This is a genomic window from Arcicella sp. GW821-FHT09D11 (assembly GCF_059416265.1).
The window spans coordinates 98,130-112,631 of record NZ_JBWKOV010000005.1; the positions used below are offsets into that span (position 1 = coordinate 98,130).

Consider the following 14,502-nt stretch of genomic DNA (forward strand, 5'->3'; position numbering starts at 1 on the left):
TATTAAAATTTACATAAAAGTTGTTATTCATCTTTCAATAATTCTTCCATGCTTAAACCCCAATGAGCTACAATCTGCTTGGCTGTATCGACATATTGTTGTAAATAAGGAACTGCGTTTAAAAATGGAGTCAATAATATAAGAGCTTCTTTTACAGATGATATCGAAAGTGTTTTATCTGGTTTATCGTTAATATAAAAAATAGAAATGTTAATTAGCGTCATCGCCATATCAGTTAAATGGACTTGTGGGTTGTTTTTTGCTAAAGTCCTATAAATCTCAAATGCTTCTTTATATTCTTCTTCTGCCAACCCTAATTTGTTTTTATTACTATGTAAGAGCGCCAGATTATTCAGTGTAATCGCCACAGAAGGTAAATAGACTTGTGGATTTGTTTTGGCTAAATTTCTTCTTATCGCTAATGCTTCTTGAAACGCTTCTTCTGCCAACTCTATTTCATTTTTATCACTATGTAATATCGCCAAGTCATTCAATGTCATCGCCACAGAAGGTAAATAAACTTGGGTGTTGGTTTGAGCTAAAGTTTTATAAATCGCTAATGCCTCTTGATAGGCTTCTTCTGCCAACTCTATTTCATTTTTATCACTATGTAAGACCGCCAGATTATTTATCGTCTTCGCCACATAAGGTAAATAGATTGGAGGATTTGTTTGGGCTAAAGTTCTATAAATCTCTAATGCTTCTTTATAACCTGCTTTTGCCAACCAGAATTCTTTTTTAGCCTTATGTAAGACAGCCAGATTATTTAGTGTCCCCGCTACATAATGTAAATACACATGGGGATTGGTTTGAGCTAAATTTCTTCTTATCTCTAATGCTTCTTGAAACACTGCTTCTGCTAACCCTAATTCATTTTTATCACTATATAAGTCAGCCAGATTATTCAGTGTCTTCGCCACATCAGGTAAATAGACTTGGGGATTCGTTTGAGCTAAACTTTTATAAATCTCTAATGTTTCTTGATACTCTTCTTCTGCTATTCCCAATTCATTTTTATCAGTATGTAAGAATGCCAGATTATTCAGCGTCTCCGCCACATCAGGTAAATAGACTTGGGGATTGGTTTGAGCTAAACTTTTATAAATCTCTAATGCTTCTTGATACTCTTCTTCTGCTATTCCCAATTCATTTTTATCAGTATGTAAGAATGCCAGATTATTCAGCGTCTCCGCCACATCAGGTAAATAGACTTTTGGATTGGTTTGGGCTACAGTTCTATAAATTCTTGAAGCTTCTTGAAACGCTGTTTCTGCCAAGTCTACTTCATTTTTATCACTATATAAGACCCCCAGATTATTCAGTGTCCTCGCTACATCAGGTAAATATACTTGTGGATTAGTTTTGGCTAAATCCCTTCTTATCTCTAATGCTTCTTGATACTCTTCTTCTGCTAACCAAAATTCATTTTTATCACTATGTAAGTTAGCCAGATTATACAGCGTCGTTGCCACATCAGGCAAATAGACTTTTGGATTGTTTTTTGCTAAAGTTCTTCTTATCTCTAAAGCTTCTTGATACCCTGCTTCTGCCAAGCCTACTTCATTTTTAGTCTTATGTAAAGCTGCCAGATTATTCAGCGTCCCCGCCACATAAGGTAAATAGCCTTGGGGATTAGTTTTAACTAAAATTCTATAAATTGCTAATGCTTCTTGATATGCTTCTTCTGCCAAGCCTCCTTCATTTTTATCACTATGTAAGTTCGCCAGATTATTCAGCGTCGTTGCCACATAAGGTAAATATACTTGAGGATTGTTTTTTGCTAAATGTCTTTTTATCTCTAAAGCTTCTTGATGGATCGCTTCTGCCACTCCTACTTCATTTTTAGTCCTATGTAAAATCGCCAGATTATTCAGCGTGATCGCGACATCAGGTAAATAAACTTGAGGATTGTTTTTTGCTAAATGTCTATAAATCTCTACTGCTTCTTGATATGCTGTTTCTGCCAAGCCTAATTCTTTTTTATCACAATATAAGATAGCCAGATTATTCAGGGTGTCCGCCACATCAGGTAAATATACATGTGGATTATTTTTTGCTAAATTTCTTCTTATCTCTAAAGCTTCTTGATACCCTGATTCTGCCAAGCCAAATTCATTTTTACCTTTATGTAAGACCGCCAGATTATTCAGCGTCCCTGCCACATCAGGTAAATATACTTGTGGATTGGTTTGGGCTAAAGCTCTTCTTATCGCTAAAGCTTCTTGATACCCTTTTTCTGCCAAGCCCAATTCATGTTTAACACTATGCAAGTTCGCCAGATTATACATTGTCCTCGCCACATCAGGTAAATAGACTTGAGGATTATTTTTTGCTAAAGTTCTATAAATCTCTAACGCTTGTTGGTACGTTGCTTCTGCTAGCTCCAATTCATTTTTAACACTATGTAAGTTCGCCAGATTATTCAGTGTAATCGACACATAAGGTAAATATACTTGTAGATTGTTTTTTGCTAAAGTCCTATAAATCTTTAATGCTTCTTGATATGCTGTTTCTGCTACCCCTAATTCATTTTTAACCCTATTTAAGATGGCCAGATTATTCAGCGTCCCTGCCACATCAGGTAAATATATTTGTGGATTGGTTTTGGCTAAAGTTCTAAAAATCTCTAATGCTTCTTGAAACGCTGCTTCAGCCACCCCTAATTCATTTTTATGCCTATGTAAGACCGCCAGATTATTCATCGTCGTCGCCACAAAAGGTAAATAGCCTTGGGGATTAATAGATGCTGAATTTCTGTAAATATTAAGCACCTCTTGGTAAGAATCTATAGCCTCATCAAAAAAATTATGCTGTTGCAAAAAATAAGCATAAGCAAACAGGTTGTCAGCATTTTTATTGGATTCAATAGATAATAGAAAAAACTCCTTCGCCTTTTCGATACGATTTTCAATTGAAAAATCGAGCATTGTCAATTGTGCCTTAAATAGATATTCATTTGAGTTATGAATCAACTTTTCGTTTATTTCAGACAGTTCTTTTTGTTTTTCTATAGATGATTGTAGCAATTGCTTTTGTTCAACAAAAAGGTCTTTTTCATTCAATAATTCATTCGCTTTCGCAATTAACCCTTCATCAAAAGCAGCTTTTGCTTTTTTGAGTCTTTCAGTCTCTATCTTAATATTTGATAGAATCTTGGCTGTTTCAAGCACATTTTGCTTGAATAAATCGATTTCCTCTGTTAGCTTATTGATTAATTCAGATAAACCCAATTTAGTTGCTTCGTCAGCACCTTTAAGAAGGTTTTCAAGTTTCTCTCGATGCTCAACCTTATCTCTGACATATTTAATGTCTAACATGTTTAATGTAATGGTATTTTGTTGTCCAGCTGCCTGAATAAGAAACCCACTATTATTTTGACTTGAATTAGAACTATTCATTATTGTTGATTGAATTGATTGTTATTCTCTGAAACCTGTATTACTGTACCACTATTAAAAGTTTATTTTAGATTCGTTATTCATCTTTCAATAATTCATCAATACTTAAACCCCAAAAAGCTACAATCTCCATAGACCTATTGACAAATTCTTGTAAATAAGGCACAGTGCTTAAAAATGGATCCAATAATATAAGTGCTTCTTTCACAGATGATAGCGAAAGTGCTTTATCTGGTTTAGTGTTAATATAAAAAATAGAAATGTTAATTAGCGTCATCGCCACATCAGGTAAATATACTTGTGGATTGCTTTGAGCTAAAGTTCTAAAAATCTCTAATGCTTCTTTATATGCTGTTTCTCCCAAGCCTACTTCATTTTTAGCCCTATATAAGACCGCTAGATTGTTCAGCGTCCCTGCCACAGAAGGTAAATATACTTGTGGATTTGTTTGGACTAAAGTTCTATACGCTACTAAGGCTTCTTGAAACTCTAGTTCTGCCGACCTAAATTCATTTTTTTCCTTATGTAAGGCCGCCAGATTATTCAGCGTCATCGCCATAGAAGATAAATATATTTGTGGATTGGTTTTGACTAACGTTCTATAGATTTCTAAGGATTCTTGATATCCTGCTTCTGCCAATTCTACTTTATTTTCAGCACTATGTAAATTAGCCAGATTATTCAACGTCACCGCGACAGAAGATAAATATACTTGTGGATTGTTTTGGGCTAAAGTTCTTCTTATTTCTAAGGATTCTTTATATCCTTCTTCTGCTAAGCTAAATTCATTTTTATCTTTATGTAAGTTGGCCAGATTATTTAGAGTCCCCGCCACTTCAGGTAAATAGACTTGTGGATTGATTTGAGCTAAAGCTCTTCTTATCTCCAAGGCTTCTTGATACCCTTTTTCTGCCAACCCAAATTCATTCTTAGCTCTATGTAAGTTAGCCAGATTATTCAGTATGCCTGCCACATAAGGTAAATAGATTTGGGGATTGGTTTGGGCTAAAGCTCTTCTTATCGTTAAGGCTTCTTGAAACTCTGGTTCTGCCATCACAAATTCATTATTCGCACAATGTAAGATAGCCAGATTATTCAGCGTCAATGCTACAGAAGGTAAATAAATTTGTGGATTCGTTTTGGCTAAATTTTTTCTTATCTTTAAAGATTCTTGATACTCTGCTTCTGCTAATTCTAATTCATTGTTATCCTTATGTAAACTAGCCAGATTATTCAGAGTCAATGCTAAATCAGGTAAATAGATTTGGGGATTGGTTTTGACTAACATTCTATAAGCCTCTAAGGTTTCTTGAAACTCTTTTTCTGCCAACTCCAAATCATTTTTAGTCCTATGTAAGAGTGCCAGATTATTCAGAGTCCTCGCCACAGAAGGTAAATAGACTTGTGGATTGGTTTGAGCTAAACCTTTATAAATACTAAGCACATCTTGATAAGCATTGATGGCATCATCAAAAAAATTATGCTGTTGTAAAAAATAAGCATAAGCAAACAGGTTTTCAGCGTTTTTATTGGATTCAATAGATAATAGAAAAAAATCCTTCGCCTTTTCAATACGATTTTTGATTAAAAAATCAAGAATTGTCAATTGTGCCTTAAATAGATATTCATTGGAGTTATGAATCAACTTTTCGTTTACATCAGACCGTTGTTTTTCTATTTCTTTTGCTGATTGTAGCAATTCCTTTTGTTCATCTAAAAGGGCTTTTTCATTTAATAATTCATTCGCTTTAGCTATTAACCCCTCATCAAAAGCAGCTTTTGCTTTTTTCAGTCTTTCAGTATCTATCTTAATATTTGATAAAGTTTTGGCTGTTTCAAGCACATTTTGCTTGAATAAATTAATTTCTTCTGTTAGTTTATTGATTCTTTCAACTAATCTCGGTTTACCTTCCTCGAGAGTATATTCAAGATTGTTTTCAAGTTCCTCTCGTAGCTCAACCTTATCTTTAAAATCTTTGATGCTCAACAGATTTAAAGTAATGGTATTTTGATCTCCAGCTACCTGAATAACCCACCCGCTATTATTTTGACTTGAATTAGAACTATCCATTATTGTTGATTGAATTGATTGTTATTGCCGGAAATCTGTATAAGTACACCACTATTAGAACCTGAAGAATTTTGATTAATTGTACCACTATTTTGTATGCTTTGCCCTGTTAGTTTCTCATACATTTCCTCTAAATAGGCTTTTACTTCGAGATGATCTTCTAATTCGCTTCCTAAGATACTTTCAAGGATTTTGCGCTTACTTGTACTTTGTGGATTGATTGCTAATTTTTCTAAAGCCTCTTTAGGATTATCATCATCTCGTAAGAAAAGAGGGCGTATCCAGTTAATGGTAGCAATGGTAAAGTTTTTAGTAAATTCTTGAAGATTTTTGGCTAAATGGACTACAATAGAAGAGATAATAGCAGTAGTAGTAATAGGCTCCATAGTTTATTAAAAGTTATATGTTATCGAATATAAGAGAATGTTTTGACTGTGGTAAATATGGCGTTATTTCCTATTCTATTCCATTTTTGCTGAGTACATTATATATAATTGAGTTGTCTTTATCTTTGTTATAGTTTGAAAACAAATATCTGCAACCTAGTTATTTTACATATTTTAAAAAATCAAGACGACTTCATATTGTATAATCAACGCTTATTAAAGATTGATTGAAAATCTTAATAAGCCGCTTGCTAAATTGATGTTTAGCAAGCGGTTTCACTGTGGTAGTATTAATATGTTTTTGTATGTTAGCTAGTTGGCTATCAAGAATTAAAAGCTTTAATCATCAATTTTCTCAATATCTCCTACTTCAATTTTTTTGTTTTCTTGACTAATCATTAAAATCCCATTAATCATCATTTTAAAATCTGAATCTATTTCTAAAAATCCATTTGCTAGTGCTTCACTCAATGATTTTCTGAATTCAAGTTCGCGTTGAAGATTTTCTAATTTCTTAGCTCTTAACTCTTCTCTTTTTATCTGCACTGATAATTCATTAATTTCTCTTGCTTGCTCTTCTGTGACTTGTCGGTTAAGTTCCTCTTGTGTTTTTTTCCTATCTATCTTACTTTTTTCAATCGGCTCAATATACCTATCAAGCATGTGTGACTCAAAAGCCAATGCTCCTTTCTGAGCTAATTCTCCTCCTTTTTTTAATATTTTTTTTGTATCATCTTTCGCAATCCAACCTTTGAATTTAACAACCCATTTTTGTATAAAACTACCCACTTTTGTATCAACAATATTAATGTTTACTCCTTCAATATATCCTAATGTGGATGATACTAAATTCATAAACATATTGGCTTCTACAGCATCAGAAGTATCAATCCATAGTGAAATATCCCAAGTATATATTGTATCTTCCCCATCTTTAATTTCCCTATTTTTCCTTGATTTTAAAAATATACGCTCATATTTAATTTGATTACTATGTAAGACTTCCAGATTATTCAGGGTCTCTTCCACATCAGGTAAATAGACTTGTGGATTAGTTTTAGCTAAAGTTGTATAAATCTCTAAGGCTTCTTGATATAATAATTCTGCCAATTCGAATTCATTTTTAGCACTATGTAAGACCGCCAAATTATTCATCGTCATCGCCATATCAGGTAAATAAACTTGAGGATTGTTTTCGGATAAAGTGCTATAAATCTTTAAGGCTTCTTTATACTCCTCTTCTGACAACTCTGCTTCATTTTTAGCACTATGTAAGACCGCCAGATTATTCAGCGTCCCCGCCACATCAGGTAAATAGACTTGTGGATTGTTTTTGGCTAAATTTCTTCTTATCGCTAATGCTTCTTGATGCTCATCTTCTGCCAGCCTGAATTCATTTTTATCCCTATGTAAGTTAGCGAGATTATTCAGGGTCGTCGCCACATCAGATAAATAAACTTGTGGATTGTTTTTAGCTAAATTTCTTCTTATTCCTAATGCTTCATGGTATTCATCTTCTGCCATGCCAAATTCATTTTTAGCCCTATATAAGTTCCCCAGATTGTTCAGTGTCGTCGCCACATCAGATAAATATACTTGTGGATTATTTTTGGCTAAATTTCTTCTTATCTCTAATGCTTCTTGATATGCTTCTTCTGCCACGCCTAATTCATTTTTTGCACTATATAAGTTAGCCAAATTATTCAGCGTCGTTGCCACATCAGGTAAATAGATTGAGGGATTATTTTTGGCTAAATTTCTTCTTATCTCTAATGCTTCTTGGTATTCATTTTCTGCAACCCCAAATTCATTTTTAGCCCTATGTAAGTTAGCCAGATTATTCAGCGTCAGCGCCACATCAGATAAATATACTAGTGGATTGGTTTTAACTAAAGTCCTTCTTATCTCCAAGGCTTCTTGAAACTCTTCTTCTGCCAATCTGAATTCATTTTTAGCACTATGTAAGAGTGCCAGATTATTCAGGGTAGTCGCCACAGAAGGTAAACATACTTGTGGATTATTTTTGGCTAAACTTCTATAAATACTAAGCACATCTTGGTAAGCATTGATAGCATCATCAAAGAAATTATGCTGTTGTAAAAAATGTGCATAAGCAAACAGGTTTTCAGCGTTTTTATTGGATTGAATAGATAATAGAAAAAAATCCTTAGCCTTTTCGATACGATTTTCAATGGAAAAATCCAACATTGTCAATTGTGCCTTAAATAGATATTCATTGGAGTTATGAATCAATTTTTCTTTTATATCAGACAGTTCTTTTTCTTTTTCTTTTGCTGATTGTATCAATTGCGTTTGTTCATTGAAAAGGACTTTTTCATTCAATAATTCATTAGCTTTCGCAATAAATCCTTCATCAAAAGCGGCTTTTGCTTTTTTCAGTCTTTGAGTATCTATCTTAATATTAGATAAAATATTGGCTGTTTCAAGCACATTTTGCTTGAATAAATCGATTTCGTCTGTTAGTTTATTGATTGCTTCAAATAAATCCAGTTTAGCTTCACCGTCAACTTTTTTAAGCATGTTTTCAAATCTCTCTCGCTGCTCAATCTTATCTCTGAAATCTTTGATGTTTAACAGATTTAATGTAATGACATTATTTTCTCCGGTTACTTGAATAATCGGCTCACTATTATTCAGACTTGAATTAGAACTATCCATTATTTTTGATTGAAATGATTATTATTACCTGAAACCTGTATCACTGTACCAGTATTAGAACCTGAATAATTTTGATTCATAGTTCCACTATTTTGTATGTTTTGCCCTGTCAATTTCTGATACATTTCCTCTAAGTGTGCTTTTACTTCGGGATGATCTTCTAATTCACTTCCTAAGATACCTTCAATTGTTTTTCGCTTACTATCACTTTCTGGGTTAGTCGCTAATTTTGCTAAAGCTTCTTTAGGGGTATCATCATCTTTTAAGAGAAGTGAGCGTAGCCAGTGAATGGTAGCACTGGTAAAGTCTTTCGTAAAGTCTTGAAAAGTTTTATTGTCCTTAAGATTTTTGGCTAGATAGCCTACAATAGAAGAGATAATAGCAGTAGTAGTAATTGGTTCCATAGTTAAAGTTTATTTAAAGGTATATGTTACCTAAAATAAAAGAATTACTACAATAAATCAAAGAAAAAAAGAGATAAATATTAGGGAAATTTATAGTAAAACTCCTGTTTATAACATCAATACTAACAAACACATCTATCAACCCATTTTTTAGGGGATTTGGAAAAATATTTCTCTTGGGAATTACTATTCAGCTTTATTTTCAAATTCAGAATATTAGAGCCTTAAATTGGATAGAGACCTCTTTGATTAATAACTTATTTAAGGTTAAGAATAAACAAAAAAAGCCTGCTTAATTAAGCAGGCTTTTGGTATTATAATGAGTTTTTACTCTTCTTCAGGCTTCACAGCATATTTGGAGAATGCTTTAATAAAAGCCAATACTACCACAACAATGGATAAAACCTTTTGAACGATTTGTACACATTGATCGCAGTTCAAATCTGTAAATAAGGCAACGACATCATTGCCGATGGTACTAACTGCAACAAGTACCGCTAATACTACAGATAGTAAATTGCTCAACCATGGGGGAGCAGTAAATAGGAAGTTTTTCATTGTTTGATAGGTTTTTCTGGAAATAATTTTTTAAATAATCTTACCGATAAATAAGCAGCCAATGCACAAATAATCGATTGGAGTATTGCCCAGCCATCAATGTGCTCAAAGAAAGCTTTGATGATTGAAACCATAAAGCCAATCAATGCATAAACAAAATTGCCTTTATCAGAAGTAGGTGTAGTGTCGTGGTTCATTTGTTTGACTTGTAAAGTAGGATAATTAGCAAGATGGCAATGAATAATGCCCCAGCTAAGATATAAACGCCTATTCTCCAATTCGGTGAAACTCCAATATTAGTTAATGGTAAATACTTAAAAACGACGTTCTCACTTTTGCTTACGCTATCACACTCAGCTTGCAAATAAGTTGTGTCTGCAGTACGCTTTATAATTAACTTGGCTCTTCCACTGTTTACCGTTTTTTCGTATCTAGCGGTATCATTAACTATCCTATAAAATACAGAATCTTTAGGTATCAAAAGAGTTACCTTTTTTGAAAATGTAACGGTATCATGTACAGTAACTTTTTCAAAATACTTGTCTTTACATTTTTTGTAAGTGACGCATGAACTTAAAAGAAATGCAATCAATAAAGCGAATAAGTATTTAGGGAGTTTAATGGTTTTAGGTGTCATGTTTTTTACTTTATCGGATTCAGGTGTAATAATTTCAGAGGGTACTTGTTGTATTGATTTTAGTACTTTAACGGCTAAATTATAATAGGCGATTCTTTCTGCTAAACCGTTTTTACCACCATTCACTTTTTTTGAGACGGCCACGATATCTCCAGACAGTGAAATCTTTTTTAATCCTTTCGTTATCCAAAACCAAAGGGAAGCAATTTGGCAAAGTGCAACATCTTGCGATATCCTTTCTGGATAGTTTACAAAATCCTGCGATTCTTTGAACATGGCATTATACCATTTGGTAAACTGTGTATAATTAAATCGTCCAGTTAGTTGTAAATAGGCTCTGCCTTTGAATTTTATGCCATCTCCCTTTGTGGTATTGCCTAAATCTTTTCTTCCCTCATAGTCCTTTCCACTCGCAATTTCCTCTCTATAGGTTAGTTCCAAAGTCTCTTTTCCTACCTGAGCAAGATAAGCCGCAACCTCTAAAATATCAGTCATCTTGTGTAGCCAGGATAAACTGTTAAATGTGGTGCAGAATGCAATCAAGTTTGATTGTTTAGCTTGAGGGTATATCTTGCGTAAAATATCTGGTTTTAATTCCATTGGGTGCTTTTTACATCAGCTTCGATTGTTGCATCGCAAAAATCGAAAGGTGTTTCAAATAATAAAGTCATTTGTCGGCCACAAGTATTATCGATTTCATTGGCGATTAATGGCTTTAGTTCAAGTTTCGAGTGTAAAAACTTAGTTAAAGACCCTGATTTTAGACCAAATCCGTTATTCTTTCTCTGAATCCAAAATAAGTACTTTACAATTTTTTCAGCTATCCCTTTTGCTTCTTCAAGTGCAGCAGCTTGTAACTCAAAATTTTCAAGTGGAACTGACTTACTAATATTCATTACAAATGTAGTTAGCATCATGTGAGTGCTATTTTGCTCAGATAATGTATCTACTGGATATGACACATCAATACACATTCTGTTTAGGTTCAGAAAATTCTTCGCTGCTTTGTTAAAATCTTCATCATCAACCATGTAAAATTGTCCCTTGGGTAAAGTGGGATTATGGCCGACAACTTTTTCAGCAATCTTACTAAACAGGGTTTTGTACTCTTGAATAGTCATTTTTCCATTTTGATTTTTGCCTGAATAATTTCAACTTCAAAACTCTCTATTAAATCCCTGGCAGACATAAATTTAATTTTATCAGAAAGTGTCCCGTTCTCACTTCTTAGTTGTATTAAACTTTTCATTGAGAAATATTGAGTATAAACATCTCGGCTTTCTTTTTGTCCTTTTGGGTTTTCGTAAAAATTCTTATACAGAATCTTCAATAAACCTAGATTGTCTAGATAATACTGGTAAAGCAAAATTTTGATGTGAGATGGCAGTTTCTCAACTTTCTTCTTACGTTGATTAAGAAAAGGCTCACTCAACAAATACCTTCTGAACCCAAGCCCAATTTTCCAAATGATCCTTGGAGCAAATAAGTACGCTAATAATTCATTCAGATATTGCTCTTTTTGTTTGTCACTTTGAGTAGCCTCAAAACTTATTAAGCACCTGTAAGCTTCAATAAATTGATGTACGCTTAACTGATCAAAAGCTTCATTGGTTAAATGTTGGAATAAGCCGATTTTATTAATTGGCTTGACTCTATTTAACTCTTTCTCATCATTCATAAAGCCGAGCAATTCATTCATTTGGTCAGCAATCATTGCTGAAAAAAGCCTGTTTTCAAATACATCCTTATTGAAAAAATGATGAAGTGTCCAAACATATATTGCCCCAGGGATGCTTGATAAAAAGCTAGCATAAACGAAATTATTCCAGTAGTACCATACCTTGAATTTGATGTTTTTATTGACTAGTATCATCAATACTTCAATGTAATCGACTCTTGGCTTTAAAAAAGCTTCTTTTAGCTTCCTCAATTGCCTTGCACAAAGTTCATTTTTCCTTTCTGGGACAGCAAGGACAAATTGAGAGATATAAATATTTTTCATGAGGAATTAGTATTACATTCTAGTGATTTTTCCAATTTGCTTTGGAAGCTGATTATAGGTACTTGGCTTTGCATATTCCTCAAACAGGTCTACATTGTCTCCTAAGAATGCATTCATATCAGATGTCAATTCTTTTACATCTTCCTCTATGCTTTTCTTGAAAAAAGTTATCAGATCAGGTGTTATTGTTTTTGATTTTACAATCATATCGCTGGACGTATTATCCAAGACAGCAAGGACATCATCTTCGCCAAAAGCAATGATCAGATTAGGCAATGATTTAACGAATGTGTTTTTGGCGATAATAGGTTTTATGAAGTTCTCATAGAGAAATAGGTAATTATTATCATCGCTTTTTGTTAGTAATGCCTGGTACAAGAGTTTACCTACTATTTGTTGCATGCTGTATTCTTGCAAGGTCATTTGCTTCTTAAGTAATACAAATACCCTTCGATTCATCTTAATGCCTGAGTAAGTCGAAAACTCATCTGAAGTTTTGATGGTATTTGAATTAAATACAGTGTATTGTGGCGATGCTTTCCATGATTGATACAAATTTGTGCTGTCCAACTCCATCAATTTTAAAGCATTTTCAAGGCCATTATTGGCCATGGTTTTAAAATGCCTCCTGATATTTCGAGCTTTTTCAAGGCTTACAGTTTTTGATTTTGTGCTAGATTCATCCGTATATCCATTAGCTCCGATGGTAAGTTCAAGGACTGGAGAAAACAGATCCATTCCGGAGTTGATTACTGCAGTCTTTAGGTTATCATACACTCGAGGGTATTGGCTTGGATTACCGATAATAGATGAATACATCGGTTCATTGATTGAAGGAAATATAAAATTCTCCTCTGCAGATTTTGCAAATGAACTAAATTCAGTGGCTTGAAATGAAGCCGTAACAGGTACTACGGATTGTACTAGCTCAAGAATTTCCTCTCTTGTGGCATTATTGGGGATGATTGACGCCATGTTATTTTGTTGGATTTTGTACTTGTCTTTTATCGGCCGATATGGCATCACTACTATACATCGTCGCACGTCGAACCCTGAAGGAACTCACACCAAATCCATTAAAATCTGAAATAAATTGAGGTAGCTCAAGTAACACTTGCTCAAAAATCCATTCGTTTAACTGAGCAATGTTAAAGGTTTGAGTCTTTGCAGAACCACCATTGTTATTTTTACCATCAACAGCTGAATACAATCCTGCATCTATCTGTAATGCCCAGTGAATTTGGGTTTCCACCCACCCTGCATCGGCGTTGTACTGTGAATCAAACGTATTTTGATCAACTTTTACGAATTTCAAGGATTCCTTGCCATCATCAAACATCGGAGCTTGAATCATTTTGCCTGACTTTTCTACACCGCTGGCCGTATCGCTAAATATTTTTGCCAATTCATCATAGGCTGCATCAATCTTGTCAGAAGCCTCTTTGCCTTTATCACCGCCTTTTCTTGCTTGAGCATTCCAAGATTCCCACTCTGGAAATCTCGATTGCATATACTCCTGGGTCACAAACATTATTTGATTTAATGTTGTGATATTTTCCATTACCCATTTTTTAAAATTGATAATATTATTGGCGTAATCAATTAATCCAGACTCGACTAATGAAAAGTGATCTGGCATATTGTAGATAATATCATCACTCGGTACACGTAATACAAATACATATTCTTTGATGGCACTATCTTTTATGATTTGGTCCTTAAAAGTATTAGCAGTATCAAACCAATTTTGAATCACTGGATAGCTCTGTGAATTATCCTTGTTAATGATTGATCCTACTCGATCCCAATCCGCAACAATTACATGAGATACCTCTCCAGTATTTGTGTTTCCCCATAGTCTGCACCTGGTATTAGGTAACACTGTTGCGGCCGCAATAGTATTGTTCTGACTCAATGAAAGATGGACATAGCACATATTATAGGTTTTGATTGCCCTACATGCTTTCGTATAAAAATTCTGCGTAAAGTTTGATCGTTTGGCAAAATCGTCCCATTGTGGGTATTGTTTTAATTCAAATACTTCTTCTCTATTCTCGATAATAATTTCACCTGTCTGAAGACCTAAGCCTGCGAGCTGTTGAGAGGAGTACCCTAACCCAACTTTATAAATGGGGCTTTTTGAGAGAATCTTTCGTAAGTTTTGAGGGAATTTATTGTCCTTACCCTGTAAGAAAAGTGCTGAATCGGCCAGCAAAGTCCCATTTTGCTCAGACATAGCAAATGGTAAGCTAACTTTGAATTTTGTACTAGCTTTAACCGATTGCATCTGATTTTTAAAATCAGACTGAGTCATTACAATGATATTATTATTGATGACCCTGAGGTGTGATGGTGATGAACTCATTT

At 34.0% G+C, this 14,502-nt stretch carries 12 protein-coding genes; all 12 read right to left on the reverse strand.

From position 1 onward, the window contains the following. Positions 1 to 23: 23 nt before the first annotated feature. Positions 24 to 3,317 carry a tetratricopeptide repeat protein gene (locus tag AC07N0_RS15645; protein WP_494589914.1) on the reverse strand — a complete coding sequence of 1,098 codons (3,294 nt, stop codon included), beginning with the start codon at positions 3,315 to 3,317 and terminating at the stop codon, positions 24 to 26. A 157-nt stretch (positions 3,318 to 3,474) separates the two neighbouring features. Beyond that, positions 3,475 to 5,469 (reverse strand): tetratricopeptide repeat protein, encoded by a 1,995-nt coding sequence (locus AC07N0_RS15650; RefSeq protein WP_494589915.1) that lies wholly within the window; start codon positions 5,467 to 5,469, stop codon positions 3,475 to 3,477. Further along, positions 5,469 to 5,855 (reverse strand): hypothetical protein, encoded by a 387-nt coding sequence (locus AC07N0_RS15655; protein ID WP_494589916.1) that lies wholly within the window; start codon positions 5,853 to 5,855, stop codon positions 5,469 to 5,471. Before AC07N0_RS15655 ends, AC07N0_RS15650 begins: the two co-directional genes overlap by 1 nt. A 339-nt stretch (positions 5,856 to 6,194) precedes the next feature. Beyond that, positions 6,195 to 8,534 carry a tetratricopeptide repeat protein gene (locus AC07N0_RS15660; protein ID WP_494589917.1) on the reverse strand — a complete coding sequence of 780 codons (2,340 nt, stop codon included), beginning with the start codon at positions 8,532 to 8,534 and terminating at the stop codon, positions 6,195 to 6,197. Further along, positions 8,534 to 8,938 carry a Het-E N-terminal domain-containing protein gene (locus AC07N0_RS15665; RefSeq protein ID WP_494589918.1) on the reverse strand — a complete coding sequence of 135 codons (405 nt, stop codon included), beginning with the start codon at positions 8,936 to 8,938 and terminating at the stop codon, positions 8,534 to 8,536. Before AC07N0_RS15665 ends, AC07N0_RS15660 begins: the two co-directional genes overlap by 1 nt. A gap of 327 nt (positions 8,939 to 9,265) precedes the next feature. Then, entirely contained in the window at positions 9,266 to 9,496 is a 231-nt protein-coding gene (locus AC07N0_RS15670) for a hypothetical protein (protein ID WP_494589919.1), read from the reverse strand. Further along, complete coding sequence (locus AC07N0_RS15675) at positions 9,493 to 9,693, reverse strand: hypothetical protein (RefSeq protein WP_494589920.1); 201 nt, start codon at positions 9,691 to 9,693, stop codon at positions 9,493 to 9,495. The genes AC07N0_RS15670 and AC07N0_RS15675 overlap by 4 nt, the downstream gene beginning before the upstream one ends. Next, positions 9,690 to 10,628 (reverse strand): glycoside hydrolase family 19 protein, encoded by a 939-nt coding sequence (locus tag AC07N0_RS15680; RefSeq protein ID WP_494589921.1) that lies wholly within the window; start codon positions 10,626 to 10,628, stop codon positions 9,690 to 9,692. Before AC07N0_RS15680 ends, AC07N0_RS15675 begins: the two co-directional genes overlap by 4 nt. Positions 10,629 to 10,723: 95 nt before the next feature. Beyond that, entirely contained in the window at positions 10,724 to 11,254 is a 531-nt protein-coding gene (locus AC07N0_RS15685; protein ID WP_494589922.1) for a hypothetical protein, read from the reverse strand. Further along, complete coding sequence (locus AC07N0_RS15690; protein WP_494589923.1) at positions 11,251 to 12,135, reverse strand: hypothetical protein; 885 nt, start codon at positions 12,133 to 12,135, stop codon at positions 11,251 to 11,253. Before AC07N0_RS15690 ends, AC07N0_RS15685 begins: the two co-directional genes overlap by 4 nt. A gap of 12 nt (positions 12,136 to 12,147) precedes the next feature. Then, positions 12,148 to 13,110: a DUF6712 family protein gene (locus AC07N0_RS15695; protein WP_494589924.1), complete on the reverse strand. Its 963-nt coding sequence runs from the start codon at positions 13,108 to 13,110 to the stop codon at positions 12,148 to 12,150. Position 13,111: 1 nt separating this feature from the next. Then, complete coding sequence (locus AC07N0_RS15700; protein ID WP_494589926.1) at positions 13,112 to 14,500, reverse strand: hypothetical protein; 1,389 nt, start codon at positions 14,498 to 14,500, stop codon at positions 13,112 to 13,114. Positions 14,501 to 14,502 lie beyond the last annotated feature (2 nt).

Bases quoted from the DNA above. Each gene is read 5' to 3' on its own strand.
- AC07N0_RS15655 (WP_494589916.1), bottom strand. From the start codon at position 5,855: ATGGAGCCTATTACTACTACTGCTATTATCTCTTCTATTGTAGTCCAT.
- AC07N0_RS15690 (WP_494589923.1), bottom strand. From the start codon at position 12,135: ATGAAAAATATTTATATCTCTCAATTTGTCCTTGCTGTCCCAGAAAGG.
- AC07N0_RS15675 (WP_494589920.1), bottom strand. From the start codon at position 9,693: ATGAACCACGACACTACACCTACTTCTGATAAAGGCAATTTTGTTTAT.
- AC07N0_RS15680 (WP_494589921.1), bottom strand. From the start codon at position 10,628: ATGACTGATATTTTAGAGGTTGCGGCTTATCTTGCTCAGGTAGGAAAA.
- AC07N0_RS15695 (WP_494589924.1), bottom strand. From the start codon at position 13,110: ATGGCGTCAATCATCCCCAATAATGCCACAAGAGAGGAAATTCTTGAG.
- AC07N0_RS15650 (WP_494589915.1), bottom strand. From the start codon at position 5,469: ATGGATAGTTCTAATTCAAGTCAAAATAATAGCGGGTGGGTTATTCAG.
- AC07N0_RS15665 (WP_494589918.1), bottom strand. From the start codon at position 8,938: ATGGAACCAATTACTACTACTGCTATTATCTCTTCTATTGTAGGCTAT.
- AC07N0_RS15670 (WP_494589919.1), bottom strand. From the start codon at position 9,496: ATGAAAAACTTCCTATTTACTGCTCCCCCATGGTTGAGCAATTTACTA.
- AC07N0_RS15660 (WP_494589917.1), bottom strand. From the start codon at position 8,534: ATGGATAGTTCTAATTCAAGTCTGAATAATAGTGAGCCGATTATTCAA.
- AC07N0_RS15645 (WP_494589914.1), bottom strand. From the start codon at position 3,317: ATGTTAGACATTAAATATGTCAGAGATAAGGTTGAGCATCGAGAGAAA.
- AC07N0_RS15700 (WP_494589926.1), bottom strand. From the start codon at position 14,500: ATGAGTTCATCACCATCACACCTCAGGGTCATCAATAATAATATCATT.
- AC07N0_RS15685 (WP_494589922.1), bottom strand. From the start codon at position 11,254: ATGACTATTCAAGAGTACAAAACCCTGTTTAGTAAGATTGCTGAAAAA.